The organism is Streptomyces sp. Y7, from assembly GCF_043195415.1.
In the GTDB taxonomy this organism is placed as follows: domain Bacteria; phylum Actinomycetota; class Actinomycetes; order Streptomycetales; family Streptomycetaceae; genus Streptomyces.
The window spans coordinates 78,584-95,017 of the sequence record NZ_JBIDDQ010000022.1; the positions used below are offsets into that span (position 1 = coordinate 78,584).

Below are 16,434 nucleotides of genomic sequence, written 5' to 3' on the forward strand. Positions count from 1 at the left end.
CCCGGGGGCGTCCTACTGCGGCTCGCGCCGGGCCCGGTCGCGGCGGCGCAGCAGGAGCATGCCGCCGGCCAGGGCCGTGACGCCGGTGGCGGCGGTCCAGCCGAGGAGGCCGTTCGAGCCGGTGGCGGCGAGGTCGCCACCGGCGGGGGAGGCCGAGGGCGAGGCGGTGGTGGCCGTCTGCGGCCGGGGATCCGCGCCGCTCCTCGCCCCGGCAGCGTCACCTGCCCCGGCAGCGCCACCGGCTGCGGCGGTCGCGCTCGGTGAGCCACCCGTGCCGGCCGCACCCGCCGCCCCGGTCGTCCTCTCGCGCGTGAACGCCAGCGTCCCGAAACCGAGTTGGTCGTATCCGCCGCTGTCCGGCCCGTAGTTCCCGCCGCCGCCCTCGGGCGCGGACCGGGCGGCGATCCGGGTGACGTACGAGGCCGGCAGAGAGCGGCGCCTGGTGTAGTGGTTGGCGATCATCGCCCAGATCGGGCGGGTCATCTCCGGGTTCACGGCAGCCGCCTCGGTCACGGTCTCCGATCCCGACCAGCCGCCGATCGCGCCCTTCCTGCGGGTGTTCGCGGTGAACGGGACCTCCCCGCCCATCGCCCACTTGGCCACGTACTGGGCGCCCTTGAGGAAGCGGCTGTCGTCATGGCCGTACAGGTCGATGCCCTGGTTCCAGGCCATCTCGCAGATGGTGCCCATCAGACCGACGCCGAGCAGCGCGTGCCCCTGGTCGCGGCCGGCCTCCAGCCACTCGCCCAGTCCGTCGTCGTACACGACGGGGATGGCGTTGCGGATCGAGCCGAGGCCCTCGCCGTGCTTGAAGTACTCCACGACGCGGTCCACCTTCGCCCGGTCGTCGCAGTGGATGCCGATGGCCAGGACACAGGCCATGTTGCACAGGTCCCAGTTGGTCCAGTAGTTGGTGACGACCGCGTTGTTGTGGTGGGCGAGGAAGCTCTCGCTCAGCGGGTGGAAGACGTCCAGCAGCATCCCGCGGAACCGCTCGGCCTCGAAGTCCTCGTGGTCGCGCACGAGTTCGGCCGCGTTGGCGAACTGGTAGCCGTACAGCCCGGCCGCGAGGAACCGGTCGGCGCTGCCCGCGAGCCGGGTCAGCGTCGCCGACCAGGCGTTGAGGATGGCGACGGCCGTGTCGGCATGCGCGCTCTCGCCGGTGATGTGCCAGCGCAGGGCGTTCTGGTAGGCGGCGTGGATGTCCTTGTAGAGCGCCGCGTAGTTCTGCGGCGAGCCCGCGCCTCGGTGGACGACGGAGCTGGGCCGGGGCCGCCAGTCGCTGCGCGCATGCGGATTGGCGGCCAGCTCGGCGAAACCGGCTGTGTACGGCTGCGCGCCCGCCTTCACCCTGGCGGCCATCCGGTCCAGGTCGGCGCGGGTGTGCAGCAGGCCGGGATGGACGAGGGAGGCGCCGGCCGCGGCTGCCGGGACGCTCGTACCGATTCCGATTCCGATTCCGGCTCCGACGGCTCCGGCGGTCGCTCCCGCGGCCCTGAGCATGCTCCGGCGGCTGATCTGTCGTGTCACGTGGCTCATTCCTCGCGTGCCTGTGGCTGGGGACGGTGAGGAGACGGGGCCAGACTGCGGGGGATAACAAAAACTCCGGAACCCCTCCGAGGAGCCGCACCGATGACCATCCGCAGGATCGTCCCCAACGTCCACGCCGGGTCCGAGGAAGCGATCGCGACGAGCCGTGACTTCTACGGCCTGCTCGGCTTCGAGGAGGTGATGGACATGGGCTGGGTGATGACCATGGCGTCCCCCGCCAACCCCACCGCCCAGATCAGCTTCTTCACCGAGGAGGCCACCGGCCCCGTCGTCCCCGACCTGAGCGTCGAGGTCGAGGACGTCGACGCGGTGTATGCCCGGGTCGCCGCCTCGGGCGCGGAGATCGTACGGGAGCTGAAGGACGAGGAGTGGGGCGTACGGCGGTTCTTCGTACGGGACCCGGGCGGGCAGGTGGTGAACGTGCTGAGCCATCGGTCCTGAGGAGACGGGGCGTCCCGGCGCACCCCGCGCCTCAGCCCCGTCGGTCCGCCACCGCCCAGGACGCCAGGGCCATCGCCCCCGCCACCGAGAACACGGCGGGCCAGGCGCCCACCTTCTTGGCCAGGGGGTGCGAACCGGCGAAGGCGGCGACGTACGCGGTGGTCAGGGCGCCCGCCGCCGTGGCGCCGGCGCGCTGCCGCCACTGCTGTGCGGCGGTGGCCCCGGCCACCGCCAATACGGCCCCGCCGAGCTGCCGGTTCCTGGTCCAGCGGGCCACGCCGTACCCGCCGACGAGCCCGCCCGCCGCGACCACCGCGCTGGGAACCCTGGCCATGTTGCCTCCTACCACTGCTGCCGGGCCGGCGCCCTGTTTCGGCCGGTCCCTGGAGATCCGAGGCTAACCGGCCCCGCCGCGCCGGAACTCGGCACGGGCCCGCAGCTCCGAGACGTACTCCGCGCCGATGCGGCACCCGGAGGCGGTGACGGCGAGGACCAGCACCGACGGATTCACATACCCGGGCACGTCACCGTTGTCGTAACTCCCGCCGTCACTCGTCTCGCAGACGAACCCGAGCGGGACGAACGAGATCGAGTAGTCGGTGATCTCGACACCCCGCTGATGCCGCTCCCACCAGCCCTCCGTACGGCACGAGCGGGGCGGCGCCGAGTCGGTCCCGCCGTCCTCGGCCGTCATGACCGCACCGCACACACCGAGCAGGCCCCAGGCGTACAGGGCGCACGCCCCGGCGGCGGCCAGAGCCGCGACGCCGCGCAGGGTGCCGGGGGTGCCGGTACGCCGGGCCCGCCGGTCGGCCAGCGTGCCGATGCCGTGTCCGGTCAGACCGAACGCGGTGACGACCGCGATCAGTACGAGCAGCAGGATCAGCAGGAACACCTGGCCTCCGGACGTGCACACGACGACGGGTGCGCCGAGTCCAACAGGACCCGGCGCACCCGGCTGTGACGGAGCCCACAGTTCCGGCAACAGGAGTGCTACAGGACGGGCGTCATGGCAGGGGCGTCACAGCACGTCGGCCAGGCGGTCCACCTGGTCCGGGTCCACGCCGTAGCAGTAGAGCATCACCTCGTCGACACCCAGATCGGCGTACGCGGTGAGCGCGGCGCGGATCTCGGCCGGGGTGGTGAGCATGCCGTCGACCATGCGGTCGGACATGCCGGTGAACTCGTAGTAGGCGCGCATCCGGGCACGCGCGTCGTCGACCACGTCCTGCGGGCCGAGCGCGACGTTGACCTGGGCCACGAGACGGGGCTCGCCGTCGCGGCCGTACGCCTTCCAGAAACCGCGCACGGTGTCGAACAGGCCGCCCGCCCAGGAGGGCGGCGCGGCGGCGAGGAAGCCGTCGCCCCAGCGGGCGACGCGTTCGAGAGCGGCGGGCTTGAAGCCGCCGAAGAGCAGCTCCGGGCCGCCGACGCGGGCGGGCACCGGCCCGATCGGGCCGACGCCGTCGCCGTAGGGCTCGCCGTGCCACAGCCGGCACAGCGTCGCCATCTGCTGGTCCAGGCGCCGGCCCCGGGTGCGCAGGTCGGTGCCGGTCGCGCGGTGGTCGTCCTCCCGGCCGCCGATCCCGAGGCCGAGGACGAGCCGTCCGTCGGTCATCCGGTCCAGGGTGGCGGCCTGCTTGGCCAGCAGGGCGGTGTCGCGCAGCGGGGCGAGCAGCACCTCGGTCTGGACGCGGACGCGTGAGGTGGCGCCGGCGAGGACGGCGAGCGCGACCAGCGGTTCGGGGTTGTCGTAGACGAGCCGGTCGAGCAGACCGAGGGTACGGAAGGGGCCGGCGTCGGCGCGCCGGGCCCAGGTGAGCAGGGCGGCCGGATCGCCGACGGGCAGGCCGATACCGACATGCGTACCGACGTTCATGAAGAGCCTCCGAAATGAGGGGTCGACAATGTCAGTTGCCGCCCCCTCCGGCACCTCAGCGAGGTGGGACGCTCCCGCTCTGCGGCGTGTTTCCGGGGGAACGTCTCGTCGAAGTCGGCTCACTGTAGGGCGAGCCGACTCCGCGTCACAAACGATTTACGAGCCTTGCCGCCGGCCCCGTTCACATGGTCCTCCGTGTCGTGTGTGGTGTGCGTCGTCGTGGGGTGTGCGTGGGGCGATGTGCGGATGGCGGTGGGCGTAGTGGGTCTCGATCGCCTGCTCGCCCCGGGACTCGGTCCCCCAGGCGGTGCGGTGCCCGCACTCGCCGCATCGGTGCCGATAGCTGTCGGACATGCCGGAATCTCCTTCTGCGGAAGGCGGGTCGAACGGTGAAAGGGGGGCGGATGGCGTACGTCAGCCGTCGTCGCGCTCGGCGGCGGTGAGGTACTCGGTGAGGGCGTGCAGCACGCAGAGGTTGGGGATGCCGGACCTCACGGACCCCCACACCTGCCACCGTCCGGCGGTGCGTACGGCGACGGAGCCCCGGAGGATCTCGATCCGCTGGACCTGGGCCCAGCGCAGCGTCGTACCGCGGGACCCGAGCTCGGCCCTGGTGATCCACACCGGGCCGAAGTCGAGCCGCTCACCCCGGGCCAGCGCGGCGAGAGCCCGCGGCACCTGGGCGTCCGCGACGGAGCGATGGATCTCCGGTCCCCACACCTCCGGTTCACCGAAGTCGCCGCAGCGCAGGGCGATCCGCTCGCCGCCGACGTCGACGAGGACGTGGGCGCGCACGAGGCCCTGCGGGGAGAGCGCCCGGCGCCGGCGCACGACCGTTCCGTCGTACCGGACGACATGGATCCGCCCGTCGACGGCGACCGTCAGGCCGTGCTCGTACAGGTCCAGCCGGGGAGCGGGGCCGCTTCCCGAGCCACCGCGTTCGGCGCCCGGCAGCAGGCGACGCGCTGCGGCGAGGACGGCCTGGCGACGGGCCGGTTCGGTGACCGGCGGCCGGTAGGTGGCGCACCGCCGACCGAGACGCGCCCGCCCAGCGGCCTCGGAGACACGCGCGAGGAGGAGGGCGTCGGCTCGGTGGGGGGTGCGGTGCCAGGGGGGTGTGTCGTGTTGCGGGTCGTCGGGGAGCGCGTAGTCCCGGGAGGCGCGATGTGTTGCCTCGGACCGCCGGTCCTGTCGGGTCCCGTCCTCCGTCCCGCCCCGTCGAGTCCCCTCGTCCGCCGCCTCCCCTTCCCGGCCTCGGACGTGGTCCCGGCCCCGGCCCCCCTCCCCATCCGTCTCGTCGTCGCTCACGCCGCACCCGCCCGGCCACGATCCGTCTCGTCCCCGCGCAGGATCGACCAGCGCGCCCGGCGCAGCGGTTCACCCGGGGTGACGCCCAGCTCGGTGGCGAGTCGGCGTCCCGTGCGCTCGAAGACCGCCAGGGCCTCGGCTCGCCGTCCGGCGCGGTGCAGCGCGCTCATCAGGAGCGCGGCGACGGGTTCGTTCAGCGGCTGGTCCACCGCCAGCGCGGACAGGCCGGCGATCGCGTCGGCGACCCGCCCCAGGCGTAGCTGCCAGTGCGCCCTCCGGTACGCGAGGGCGACCCTGCGTTCGATGAGCCGCAACCGCTCCAACTCGGCCAACGGCCCCGGCAGTCCGGCCAGCGGCTCCCCCCGGAACAGCTCCAGCGCACGGCCGTACAGCCGCACCGCCTCGCCCCCGTCACCGGCCCGCTCGGCGGCCTCGGCCGCGCTGACCAGGTCCTCCATACACGTCACGTCCACTTCGACGGCGTCGCGCACCAGCCGGTAGCCGTACCGGTCCCGCCCGATCACGGAGTCGGCGCACTCCCCGAGCCGCAGGCCCTTGCGCAGCCGGTACACATAGACCGGTACGACGTTCGCGCCGGGCGACTCCATCCCCCAGACCCCGTCCAGCAGGGCCTGCCGGCTGACCGACCGGCCGAGGCTCAGGGCCAGCGCCGCGAGCACGGCCTGCTGCCGGACCGGGCCGACGTCCACCGACCGCCCGCCGAGCCGGGCCCGCAACGGACCGAGCACGCAGACCCGCAGCCGCGCGTCGGCCGGGGTGCCGGTGCCGGTGTCAGTGTCGGTACCTGTACCGGTGCCGCCGCTGGTGCCGGTGCTGGTGCCGGTGTCGGTACCTGTGCCGGTGCCGCCGCTGGTGCCGGGGGCCGGGCCGCGGCCCGTGTCAGGTGCCGTGCCGGTGCCGAGGTTCGCGCCGGCTCCCGTCCGTCCGTTGCCGGTGGTCGCCGGTGCGGTTCGCCGGCGCGGCCCCTGCCCCGGCACGACCAGACCGCAGTCGAAGGCGTGCACGATGGCGGCGGTCCGGTCGGGCAGCCCCAACTTCACCAGTAAACGGCCGAGTTGCCCGGCCACCGCCCGCTCCGGCAGCGAGAGCGCGTCCGCGATCTCGGCGTCGGCCAGGCCGCAGCCGAGGGCGTAGAGCACCTCGCGTTCCTGGCCGCTGAGCCCGGCGAGACCCGGGCCCGTCGCCTGGAGCTCGCGCGCCAACTGATGGGAGGCGCTCGGGCGTGCCTGGGGTGTGGCGTTCGGGCGTGCCTGGGACGCGGCGCTCGGGCGTGCCGGGGGTGTGGCGCTCGGGCGTGCCTGGGACGCGGCACTCGGGCGTGCCTGGGGTGTGGCGCTCGGGCGTGCCTGGGGTGTGGCGCTCGGGCGTGCCTGGGGTGTGGCGCCCGGGCGTGCCTGGGACGTGGCACTCGGGCGTACCGGGGGCGTTGCGCCCAGGCAGCCCTGGCGGGCGCTCGGGTGTCCCTGGCGCGCGGTCGTCGTAGGCATGGCGGTTCCCCGTTCTCCGGACCGGGCGATGCGCTCGCCGCGGTCGATCCCGTCGATGCCATCGAAGGTGGCCCGGGTGTAGGAAACGTGGACAGGCCATTGATGCGGTCATATGTGGCCGGTGACCGCGCTAGAGTCCCTCACCTGCGAAAAGTCGACATCTCTGGGGGAAGGGCTGTGACTTGTGGCCGGTGAGTTCGGCGAGGTGCTGCGACGGCTGCGGACGGGTGCGGGGCTGACCCAGGAGGAACTGGCGGAGCGTTCCGGGGTCAGTGTGCGCACCATCCGGGGCCTGGAAACCGGCAAGCGCACCAATCCGCGTATGACCACCGTGCAGGACCTGGCCAATGCGCTTCCGCTACGGCCCCGCGAGCGCGCGGAGTTACTGGGCGCCGCCGTCCCCCGCGACCTGGACGGCGAACGACGGGCCGAGCCCGACGCGGCCCCCGGCGAAGAGCCCGACGCGGCCCCCGGCGAAGACCGTACGGACAGCCCGGCGGTCGGCCGGACCGGTCTCTCGGCCTACGTCCGGACGGACGACGGCGCAGGCTACAGGGCGGTCGGCCGGATCCCTCACCCCACCGACGTCCGCCCGAACGACGCCACCGGCTACCCGTCCGCCGCACCGCCGACCGGACCGTCCGCCGCACCGCCCACTGCCCCGACTACCGCACCGCCCACTGCCCCGACTACCGCACCGTCCCCCGCGCCACCCCCCGCCCAGCCCAGCGCACCACCCACCGCCCCACCCGTCCTCCGGCCCGGCGCCCCGACCGACCGCTCCCACCCCCCGACCGACCCCGTCGAGCAACTCGCCGCTCTCGTGACCGCCCGCTGGCAGCGCGAAGAGGAACAGCGGCAGGTGCAGGACCCGTTCCCCCTTCCCGTCCGCTGGGAGACGGCCCCCGACGCGGTGACCGACCACTGGGCCAACATCCTCCGGCTCCCCGCGCAGGCCACGGCCGACCCCCTCGACCTGGACGGTGAGCTCGGTGAGATCGCCGGCACCTACCGGCGTATCCCGTCCCGCCGGCTGGTGGTCCTCGGCCGGTCGGGCTCGGGCAAGACGATCCTGGCCCTGCGTTTCGTCCTCGACCACCTCAGGACGCGCAGCACCTCCGAACCCGTCCCGGTGATCTTCAGCGTCGGCGCCTGGGACCCCACCACCATCACCCTGCGCGACTGGCTGGCCGCGCAGCTGACGCGGGATCACCCCGGCTACGCCGCCCGGGGCCGGGGCAGCGAGAGCCTGGCCGGTGAGCTCGTCGAGTCCGGCCGCATCCTCCCCGTACTGGACGGCTTCGACGAGATCGCCGACGGCCTGCGCCGCCCCGCGCTGGAGGCGCTCAACGCCACCACCCTCCCCCTGGTCCTCACCAGCCGTCCCGCCGAGTACGCCGCCGCGGTCGCCGAGACCGACGTGCTGACCGCGGCCGCCGCGATCCAGCTCACCGACCTCACCCTCGACGACCTCGCGGCCTATCTGCCCCGCACCACCCGCAAGCCCGGCCGCGCGGACCCCGGTGCGAACGCCTGGGACCCGGTCCTGACCGCCCTGCGCGAGCAGCCCGAGGACCGGCCCGGCTCCCCCCTCGCCACGGTCCTGAAGACGCCGCTGATGGTCGCGCTCGCCCGCACCATCTACAGCGACACCCCCGACCACGACCCGGCCTCCCTCCTGGACACCGAGCGGTTCGGCAGCCCGGAGAAGCTGGAGGACCATCTGCTGGACAACTTCATCCCGACCGTCTACCGCCACCGGCTGCACGGCAGTTCGTCCGGCGGACCGCACCACCAGGGCTTCGACGCGGACCGCGCCCGGCACTGGCTCGGCTACCTCGCCCACCATCTGAGCGGACTCAGGACCCCCGACCTCGCCTGGTGGCGGCTCGGCAACGGACTGCGCCGCTCCACCCGCACCCTCGTCACCACCGTCATCCTCGGCCTGACCATCGGCCTCGTCGACGGCGCCATCTCCCTCGCCGTGCACGGCAGGCTCAGCGGCGCCCTCCTGGACGGCTCGGTCGTCGGGCTCCTCGCCGGCCTGATGTTCGGGTTCGTGCACTGGCTGACGTACACGGCCAAGGGCAAACAGGCCACACCGTCCGCCGTACGCCTGCAGCTGCGGCGCAGGCCCGGGGCCACCGTGTGGACGGCCGGCCCCCGCCTGGTGATCGGCACGCTCGGCGGCGCGGTCTTCGGCCTCGCGTACGGATTCGTGGTCGGCATGGTGCTCACCTACGCCGTCACGAACGACGTCTCGATCATCGTGCGGGTCGGACTGATCGACGGCCTTGTCTACGGCTCGGTCTTCGGCGTCGCCACCGGACTGACCTTCTGTCTCCTCGGGCTCCTCGAAACCCCCCTCGACATCGACTCCGCCGTCAACCCGCGCAGCCTGCTGACCACCAACCGCGGCACGGTGACCACCCAACTGCTGGTCTGGGCACCCACGTTCGGAGCGGTGGTCGGCTTCGGCAGCGGTGCGGCGGTCGACCTCCTCCAGGGATCGCTCGGCCCCCTCGTGTGGACCACCGAGGCAGCCCTCCTGCTCGGCGTCATCAGCGGCCTCGGCGGCGCCATCGGCTACGCCCTCACCCTGACCGCCTGGGGTCAGTGGCTGGTCCTCACCCGGATATGGCTGCCGCTGACCGGACGCCTGCCGTGGGCCGTGGTCACGTTCCTGGAGGACGCCTACCAGCGCGGGGTGCTGCGCCAGGCCGGCGCGGTCTACCAGTTCCGGCACGCCCGGCTGCAACAGCACCTCGCCCGGCACCATCGCCGCTCCGCCCTTCACGACGATTTCATCGCTCCTCTCTAGCGTCTGGCGTCACATCACAGGCGAGATCCGTCAACGGGACCATGGGGGAGACCATGCCGAGCACCAACCGACTCACGCGCCATGCCAAAGCCGTCGCCGTCACGGCGGCGATGACGGCCGCCGCCGCCCTCACACCCGCCGTCGCGCACGCCGAAGAGGCGCCCGGCCACTACTACCTCCAGATCGGCGGCACCGGCTCCGCGCAGGCCGCGCCCCAGTGCACCGGGACCTTCTCCTACGCCGACCAGCACCTGGAGGGCGGCGCGGAGGTCGTCCCCGTCTGCTACCCGGCCGGCGCCGGCCCCTGGCTCAACGGCCGGAACGCCCCGGACCTCACCGCGCCGAGCTACGACAGCAGCGTGGCCCAGGGGTACGCCAACCTCCTGGAGGCCGCCGAGAGGACCCACCGCGCGGACCCGACCGCCCGCCTGACCATCGTCGGCTACTCCCAGGGCGCCCAGGCCGCCGACGCGGTCCTGGAGACCATCGCGAACGGCGGCACCGACATCCCGCGCGAACTGGTCGACGGCAAGCTGTACGCCGACCCGAAGCAGCCCGACACCGGCATGTGGTCCAAGGTTCCGCAGGGCCTGGGAGCCCTCGGCTTCACCTCCACCGGCCCCGGCCCCCGCGAGTTCCCGGGCGTCCCGGTCGCCCGCTTCTGCATCCGCGGCGACCTGGCGTGCGACGCGACGACACCGGTCAACGCCCTCGACTTCTTCCTCACCGACAAGCACGCGCGCTATGTGCTGGAGGGCAACGTCATGAGCAGGACGATCGCGCAGGAACCCGTGAACGGGGTGTTCTGGTCCGACAACTGACCGACGGAGAAACGGCGTTACTCGTACGTGGAGGAGCGGGCGGCACGTTCCAGGACGACCGTCCGCAGGCCGCCCGCTCCGCTCTCCTCGTGCCGCACCCGCAGCCCGGCCGTGCGCAGCTGCTCCAGCACCCAGGCATGGGAGAGCCGCAGCTTGCGGTAGCTGCGGGCGGTGAGCGTCCAGTCGGCGTCGGCTGCGGCGCGGGTGTGGATCAGGTCGTGCACGACGACCGTGTAGTCGTTGTAGTCGTCCGGGTACTCCAGGAAGCACGTCATGATCCGGTCCTCGGTGGCCCGCACCGGAAGGAAGCGGTCGGTGCCGGTGAGCGGGACCGTCAGGTCGCGGTAGGAGAACACGGCCGTCCCCTCGGGGGCGAGGGCAGCGGCGACGTCGGCGAAGAGGGCGACCACGTGGCCGCGGGTCGGCAGATGCGTCAGCGTGTCGCCCAGACAGACGACGGCCCCCGCCGACCCCGGGCGCACCAGCTCCCGCAGAGCGTTCCGCACATCGGCCCGCACCACGCGCACCGCCGACAACTCGGCCGCGTGCGCGGCGAGTTCCCCCAGCAGCGGCCGGCTCAGATCGACCGCGAGGACGGAGTCGAAGCCCAGGGCGGCCAGCGCGAGGCTGGCGTGCCCCGGCCCGCACCCCAGATCCACGGCCAGCGACCCGGCCGCCGTCCCGATCGCCGACCCGGGCGTCACGCCCCACTGTGCGAGCGCGGCACGCTGGCCGGCCGCGAGGGCGTCGAGATCCCCGCCGAGCATCCAGGTGTAGTGCTCGGCGAGGAAACGGTCGTAGTGGTCGACGGCCTGGTCGGCCACGCGGTTGGCGGCGATCGTCATGGACGAGGGCTCCCTTCGATCCGGCGGCGACGAGTGAAATGTAGGCCCGGATACGGGAGTTGGGCGGCCCGGCCGAACCAAATTCGGCGACGCGGGAAGAATCACGCCCATGGACGACACTGATTCGGCGATCCTCACCCATCTCCAGCGCGATGCACGGCTCACCAACCGCGAACTCGCCCGCAGGGTCGGCATCGCGCCCTCCACCTGCCTGGAACGGGTCCGCGCCCTGCGCGCCCGCGGGGTGATCACCGGCTATCACGCGGCCGTACAGCCACGCCTGCTGGGCCGCTCGCTCCAGGCCCTCGTCTTCGTGAAGCTGCGCCCCCTGAGCCGGGAGGTGATCTACGACTTCGAGGGCTACCTCACCCAACTCCCCGAGGTGGTCTCCATATTCGTCGTCTCCGGCGACGACGACTTCCTGGTCCATGTGGCCGTCCCGGACATCGAGCACCTCCACGCCTTCCTCATGGACCGCTTCAGCGCCCGCCGCGAGGTGGTGACGTTCCGCAGCTCGGTGATCTACCGGCAGACGGGCACCCGGGTCCTGACGCCGATGGAGGGGACCCCCGCCGACCCTCTGTGACCCGGCGTGCGCCGACGCCCGTCCAGTTGTGACTCACGTCACCGCCCTCCCGTCCGTAGAAAGCGGATGCCACCCCTCGGCGTACTGGCATGCTCATGCATGACTACTGGGGGGTAACCACACCGCCGTCCGCGCCCCGCGCCGGACCGGCCCCACCGGCACGCCTGCTCGACGATCGGCGTGCCGGCCCTCCCCCATGCGTCACCTCCTGCAGCGCACCCCCATACACCGCTCCCGAGGAACACGCGTGCACAGACCCAAGTTCAAGAGCCACGCCCTACTGACGGCGATCGCTCTCGCGGCCGTACTGACCACCGGCTGCTCCACCGACTCCTCGACCACCACGGACGCGGCGGCCTCCACGGCGTCGGAGAGCCCACGACCGGCCGCGGCCCAGGAACAACTCGCCGTCGTGTCGGCCCCGTCCGGGGCGGCCACCCCGACCGCCGTGGCCGACGGCGACGGCGGAGGCCGGGCGAAGAAGTCCTCCCTCAAGGTCGCCTCGTACGACAGGAAGACCGGCCGGGCCGTCATCTCCTCGCCGGCGGCCGCGAAACCGACGGGCACCCCTACGGCGACCCCGTCGACCGGTACCCCCGCCGATCCGTCGGCCAGTGCCCCTTCCACCCAACCCCCGGTGGCCGTCGGCGACATCATCGCCAGCGCTCCCGCCCCCGGCGCCCCCGACGGCGTACTGGCCGAGGTCACCGACGTCGTGGGCGCCGCGGAGAACGGCGGTACGGCCGTCGAGACGGAACCGGCGAAGCTCAACTCCGTGCTCGGCGCGAGCAAGGCCGAGGGCGAGGTCCCGGTCGACCCGTCGTCCGTCGACGTCAAGCCGCTCATGAACGGCGTGAAGGTCTCCTGGGCGAAGACCGGCGACCTCCACTTCGGCCCCGAGGGCGCGAAACTCCCGCTGGGCAGCCTGCGGATCGACGTCGGCGCAGCGGTCGCCACGGCCGAGAGCGCCCCGGCGTCGGCGGCCGCGTCCGTGGAGGGCTTCGTACAGCTGGCCCCCGAGGTCGCGTTCTCGTACGACGGTGCGGAGGGCTCGGGCAGCTCCGCCGGTTCGGAGGGTTCGGGCAACTCCGGCGGCTCGGAGGGTTCGGGTAACTCCGCCGGTTCGGAGGGTTCGGGCAACCCCGGCGGCTCGGACGGCAAGGGCACCTCACCCGGCGCGGCCTTCCTGGGCCTGTCGGGTGACTGGGCCTCCCAGTGGACCCTCAAGGGCCGCGCGGCCGGCTCGACCGAGGGCAGGCCGATCCGCATCCCCTTCGCCGAGCTCCACTCCGACCCGGTGATCCAGGTCGGCCCGATCCCGGTCGTCGTCAACCTCGACCTGACCTGCTACATCCAGGTGAACGCGGACGGCAAGGTCACCGTCGACGTCGAACAGGACCTCAAGGGCGACTTCCGCGTCGGCGGCAGCTTCTCGTGGGCCAAGGGCTGGACCCCGGTGAGCGAGTCCGACATGACGGGCGAGGCTCTGAAGACCACCGTCACGGCCGCGGGGGACGTCAAGGCGGCCCTCGGCGCCGAGGCCACGGTCGGCCTCTACGGCACGGTGGGCGTCACCGCCGACCTGGCCCCGTACGTCCGCGCCCACGCCGACGCGTCGGCCGAGGGCTCCACCGACGGCACGGGTGCCGCAAGCGGCGCGTACGCCGTCTACGGCGGAGTGGACCTGACCGGCACGCTCAATTTCCAGCTGACCATCTTCGGCACCCCCGTCTTCCAGACGAAGATCCCGCTGGGCGCCCTCCACCACGAGTGGCTCCTGACGGAGGGCAGGGCGACGACGGCAGGCCCGCCGCCGACGAAGTCCGGCTGACGCGCCCACCCACCCCACGACGCGGGCCGCACCGCCCAACGCAACCTGGGGCGGCCCGCGTTGGCGTATCCACGCGTGCGCGCCCGCTGTGTGCCTGTGCCGGGCGCGGGCGGCCAGTGGGTGCGTGGGTACGTGCGGCCGGTCGGTCGCCTGTGTTCGGCCTCGGTCGGCCGGTCAGTCGTCGGAGCTCGAACCCGACCTCGACTTCCCCGAGCCACGGGCCAGCGTCCCCACGACCTCGGCGAGCCCCAGGGTCACGCTGGACACCACACGCACCCAGCGCGGGCCGCCGCGCGCGGCCCATACGACACACACGCATCCCCCGACGACGAGCAGCAGCACGCCCACCAACACGAGCACGGTCACGCCCATCCCCCTCTTCCTCCAGTACGGTCGCGGTCATCCTCTCAGCCGATACGCCCGCCGTACTCGAACGCGAAGACGAAACCGGGCGGGCGAGCTCAGGAGAGGCTGGGCGTGCGCCAGTACTGCCGCTTCCTCTCGTCCGCACGGTGCGGATCCTCGTCCGCCCACCGGTACCCGTACGCGGCGAACGCCACGGTCAGCCGCGTCCAGGACAGACCGCACTCCTCCCGGGCGATCTCCATGCCGTCGGGCCGAGCAGTGCGAGTCGCTTGCCGTCCCGCACCACCAGGCCGATCCGGTCACGCCCGAACTCCTGCGAGGAGTCCCTGATGCCGAGCACCACACGGTCGGCGGACACCCGCACCGACAGCGACTCGTGCACCGACAGCGACTCGTGCACCGCGACGAACCCGACCACGACCCCGAGCACCGCCCCCGCCCCGCCAGACCTGACGCTCTGCCAGGGCTCCGGCACGGACGTCAGCAGCCTGGCCGGCCCCTGCAAGGGAGCCCACGACAACCTCACGAGCCACTCGGCAGGACGAGTGACCACTTCACCGACGACGGCCCCACACGCCACACGCCACACAAAAGAGCGTCAGAACCCAGGCGAGCTCCCGGAACCCGACGAAGCCACTGCTCCCCGCCTTCCCCTTCACGGATTGTCAGTGCCGCCTGCGAAGGTGTGAGTGAGGGGGCCGGCCGTATGGGGCGGAGGCGGCGAGAGCCCCCGTCCACCTGAACCGATGGACCCGTATCGCGCCCGGAGGAGGCATGGTGACGGCTCGTGAGCACCGCCTGGTCGGGCATGAACTGGCGGGGCTGGCAGGACTACGACGACGTCAGGCGCCGCCTGGAGGAGGGCGCCGATCCCGAGCGCTGGGGCCTCGGAGGGAGCCGTCCCCTGCATCGGGCGGCGGTCTACGGCTCACCGGAGGTCGTAGCGGAACTGGCGAGACGTGTGGCGGATGTGGACGCTCTCGAAGGGGGCACAACGGCGCTGTGGGAGGCGGTCATGTCCGACTGCCCGGAGAACGCCCGCGCCCTCGCCGCCGCGGGAGCCGACCCCTGGCGCCCCCTGATCGCCGGCTGGTCACCCGGCCGCCTGAGTCTGGCCGGCCCCATTCCCGACCTCTTCCCCCTGCCGCCTGGCGAGGCCGGCCTCACCGACCGCGAGCGTGCGGCCGCCGAGGAAGGCAGACGCCTGACCGAGGCCCTGGCCGGTATCGACCACGACGGCTTCGGCCTGGCGTGCGTGGCCGGCATCGACGCGGAGGAGGCGGTGAAGCGCCTGGAGGCAACGCCGGCGGACGAGGCGGAGGTGGCCGACATCCTGGACGACCCCCTTCGACCATGACCTGGACGAAACCCTGCACATCGTCGGCGTGACGACGGTCCCGGGCGGCTGTGTGGTCAGCCAGCCCTGGGGCTACGCACCGTCCATGCCGGGCATCCACACCCGTCTCTCCCGAGGCACCGTCAGCTACGGCCTCTACGCCAACCCCAAGAGCGGCAACCAGGGCAGTACCGCCCGAGACGGCGTCATAGAGGGCTGGGACCTCCACCCGGGCGGCGCCCCCGACGAGGAGTCCTCACCCGAGGAGGTGCTGTCCTCCTACCTGTTCCGCCACCATGCGGTGGCCTACGCCTGCGCATGGGTGGGCGTGCGCCCTACGGACACACGGGCGGTAGTGGGGATCCCGGACAGGTGGGTACGGCTGCCGGAACGGGACCACTGGGCGCACTGACCGGCCTCCCCAAGGCAGCCCAGCGCGCCCAAAGCAAGGCCCGGTGCCCGGGCTCGTCGCCCAGGGCACCGGGGCCCATTGCGTTGAACTACTCCACGAAATCGATCTGGCTCAGTGGTGGCAGTCGGACCCGACGTCGTTGTACATCGCGCCGGGGTTGCCCTCACCGTTGACCAGGTTCCCTGCAAGACCGGGGAGCACCCCGACCTGGCCGAGAATGTCGATGTTCATGTCGTGGGACTTACAACCCCCGTGACCGTGGTGGCCGTCCGAGGGCTGCGCGGAGGCGGTGCCGGTGGCTATGAAGCTCAGGGACCCGACCATCGCGGCCGCGAGAGCGGCCTTCTGAAGCTTGCGCATGACTCCTCCTTGGTTCGAGTAGAGCGCACGACTAAAGATCCATTTAGCGCTCATTTGTGAGGCTAATCCGATATGCCTGCCCCCGCTCCTCGAAGCTGCCATACGGACCACGGCCATGAGGGGCAATCAGCTCCGCAGGCGATGAGGCTGCGTCAGCTACGCGGCTTCAGTGTCGAACTCGGCCCGGCGGGCAACCGTCGCGCCGGGCTCGTGCAAGATGCGCGCACGAGGTGGACCAAGCATCGGACTCGACGGACAGGATTGCGAGGCCGACTTCGCGCAGCTGGTACACCAAGCGACTGACCTCGGCCAGGCTGACTCTCTCGGCAGTCCGGCGGGGAGTTCAGCCCCAGCGGCCCGGCATCGACC

17 protein-coding genes are annotated in these 16,434 nt (G+C 72.6%); 7 read left to right on the forward strand and 10 right to left on the reverse strand.

The window, feature by feature from the left end; translation table 11 throughout:
- Positions 1–12 precede the first annotated feature (12 nt).
- On the reverse strand, positions 13–1,539 hold the full coding sequence (locus ACGFW6_RS35315; protein WP_393519361.1) for an alginate lyase family protein: 1,527 nt from the start codon (positions 1,537–1,539) through the stop codon (positions 13–15).
- Positions 1,540–1,632: 93 nt separating this feature from the next.
- On the opposite strand from ACGFW6_RS35315, the gene ACGFW6_RS35320 reads away from it, so the two are divergent.
- Positions 1,633–1,992, forward strand: coding sequence for a VOC family protein (locus ACGFW6_RS35320; RefSeq protein ID WP_393519364.1), 360 nt, complete (start codon positions 1,633–1,635; stop codon positions 1,990–1,992).
- A gap of 31 nt (positions 1,993–2,023) precedes the next feature.
- Here ACGFW6_RS35320 and ACGFW6_RS35325 read toward each other — a convergent pair whose 3' ends face one another.
- The 5 genes from ACGFW6_RS35325 to ACGFW6_RS35345 form a co-directional block, all read right to left on the reverse strand.
- A complete protein-coding gene (locus tag ACGFW6_RS35325; RefSeq protein WP_393519367.1) occupies positions 2,024–2,326 on the reverse strand; it encodes a hypothetical protein in 303 nt (100 codons plus the stop codon).
- A gap of 63 nt (positions 2,327–2,389) precedes the next feature.
- Positions 2,390–2,887, reverse strand: coding sequence for a hypothetical protein (locus ACGFW6_RS35330; protein ID WP_393519370.1), 498 nt, complete (start codon positions 2,885–2,887; stop codon positions 2,390–2,392).
- Positions 2,888–3,013: 126 nt separating this feature from the next.
- Positions 3,014–3,871, reverse strand: a complete 858-nt coding sequence (locus tag ACGFW6_RS35335; RefSeq protein ID WP_393519372.1) for an LLM class flavin-dependent oxidoreductase — start codon at positions 3,869–3,871, stop codon at positions 3,014–3,016.
- A gap of 414 nt (positions 3,872–4,285) precedes the next feature.
- Complete coding sequence (locus ACGFW6_RS35340) at positions 4,286–5,179, reverse strand: DUF6585 family protein (RefSeq protein WP_393519375.1); 894 nt, start codon at positions 5,177–5,179, stop codon at positions 4,286–4,288.
- Positions 5,176–6,402, reverse strand: coding sequence for a BTAD domain-containing putative transcriptional regulator (locus tag ACGFW6_RS35345; protein ID WP_393519540.1), 1,227 nt, complete (start codon positions 6,400–6,402; stop codon positions 5,176–5,178). The genes ACGFW6_RS35340 and ACGFW6_RS35345 overlap by 4 nt, the downstream gene beginning before the upstream one ends.
- 469 nt (positions 6,403–6,871) lie before the next feature.
- On the opposite strand from ACGFW6_RS35345, the gene ACGFW6_RS35350 reads away from it, so the two are divergent.
- Both ACGFW6_RS35350 and ACGFW6_RS35355 read left to right on the forward strand, forming a co-directional pair.
- Entirely contained in the window at positions 6,872–9,508 is a 2,637-nt protein-coding gene (locus tag ACGFW6_RS35350) for a helix-turn-helix domain-containing protein (protein ID WP_393519378.1), read from the forward strand.
- 53 nt (positions 9,509–9,561) lie between these two features.
- Positions 9,562–10,329, forward strand: coding sequence for a PE-PPE domain-containing protein (locus ACGFW6_RS35355; RefSeq protein WP_393519380.1), 768 nt, complete (start codon positions 9,562–9,564; stop codon positions 10,327–10,329).
- Positions 10,330–10,346: 17 nt separating this feature from the next.
- On the opposite strand, the gene ACGFW6_RS35360 is transcribed toward ACGFW6_RS35355, so the two are convergent.
- On the reverse strand, positions 10,347–11,174 hold the full coding sequence (locus ACGFW6_RS35360; RefSeq protein ID WP_393519383.1) for a class I SAM-dependent methyltransferase: 828 nt from the start codon (positions 11,172–11,174) through the stop codon (positions 10,347–10,349).
- Positions 11,175–11,283: 109 nt separating this feature from the next.
- Between ACGFW6_RS35360 and ACGFW6_RS35365 the strand changes: the two genes are divergently transcribed.
- Together ACGFW6_RS35365 and ACGFW6_RS35370 are read left to right on the forward strand one after the other, a co-directional pair.
- On the forward strand, positions 11,284–11,760 hold the full coding sequence (locus ACGFW6_RS35365; RefSeq protein ID WP_393519385.1) for an Lrp/AsnC family transcriptional regulator: 477 nt from the start codon (positions 11,284–11,286) through the stop codon (positions 11,758–11,760).
- Between the two features lie 247 nt (positions 11,761–12,007).
- Complete coding sequence (locus tag ACGFW6_RS35370; RefSeq protein ID WP_393519388.1) at positions 12,008–13,591, forward strand: hypothetical protein; 1,584 nt, start codon at positions 12,008–12,010, stop codon at positions 13,589–13,591.
- Positions 13,592–13,765: 174 nt separating this feature from the next.
- Here ACGFW6_RS35370 and ACGFW6_RS35375 read toward each other — a convergent pair whose 3' ends face one another.
- Positions 13,766–13,963, reverse strand: a complete 198-nt coding sequence (locus ACGFW6_RS35375) for a hypothetical protein (protein ID WP_393519391.1) — start codon at positions 13,961–13,963, stop codon at positions 13,766–13,768.
- Positions 13,964–14,153: 190 nt separating this feature from the next.
- The gene (locus ACGFW6_RS35380; protein WP_393519394.1) at positions 14,154–14,432 is read right to left on the reverse strand and encodes a hypothetical protein; all 279 of its coding nucleotides are present in this window, start codon (positions 14,430–14,432) and stop codon (positions 14,154–14,156) included.
- A gap of 312 nt (positions 14,433–14,744) precedes the next feature.
- On the opposite strand from ACGFW6_RS35380, the gene ACGFW6_RS35385 reads away from it, so the two are divergent.
- Complete coding sequence (locus tag ACGFW6_RS35385) at positions 14,745–15,314, forward strand: ankyrin repeat domain-containing protein (RefSeq protein ID WP_393519397.1); 570 nt, start codon at positions 14,745–14,747, stop codon at positions 15,312–15,314.
- A 28-nt stretch (positions 15,315–15,342) separates the two neighbouring features.
- The gene (locus ACGFW6_RS35390) at positions 15,343–15,705 is read left to right on the forward strand and encodes a hypothetical protein (RefSeq protein WP_393519400.1); all 363 of its coding nucleotides are present in this window, start codon (positions 15,343–15,345) and stop codon (positions 15,703–15,705) included.
- Between the two features lie 111 nt (positions 15,706–15,816).
- Here ACGFW6_RS35390 and ACGFW6_RS35395 read toward each other — a convergent pair whose 3' ends face one another.
- Positions 15,817–16,065 carry a hypothetical protein gene (locus tag ACGFW6_RS35395; protein WP_393519402.1) on the reverse strand — a complete coding sequence of 83 codons (249 nt, stop codon included), beginning with the start codon at positions 16,063–16,065 and terminating at the stop codon, positions 15,817–15,819.
- Between the last annotated feature and the right edge of the window lie 369 nt (positions 16,066–16,434).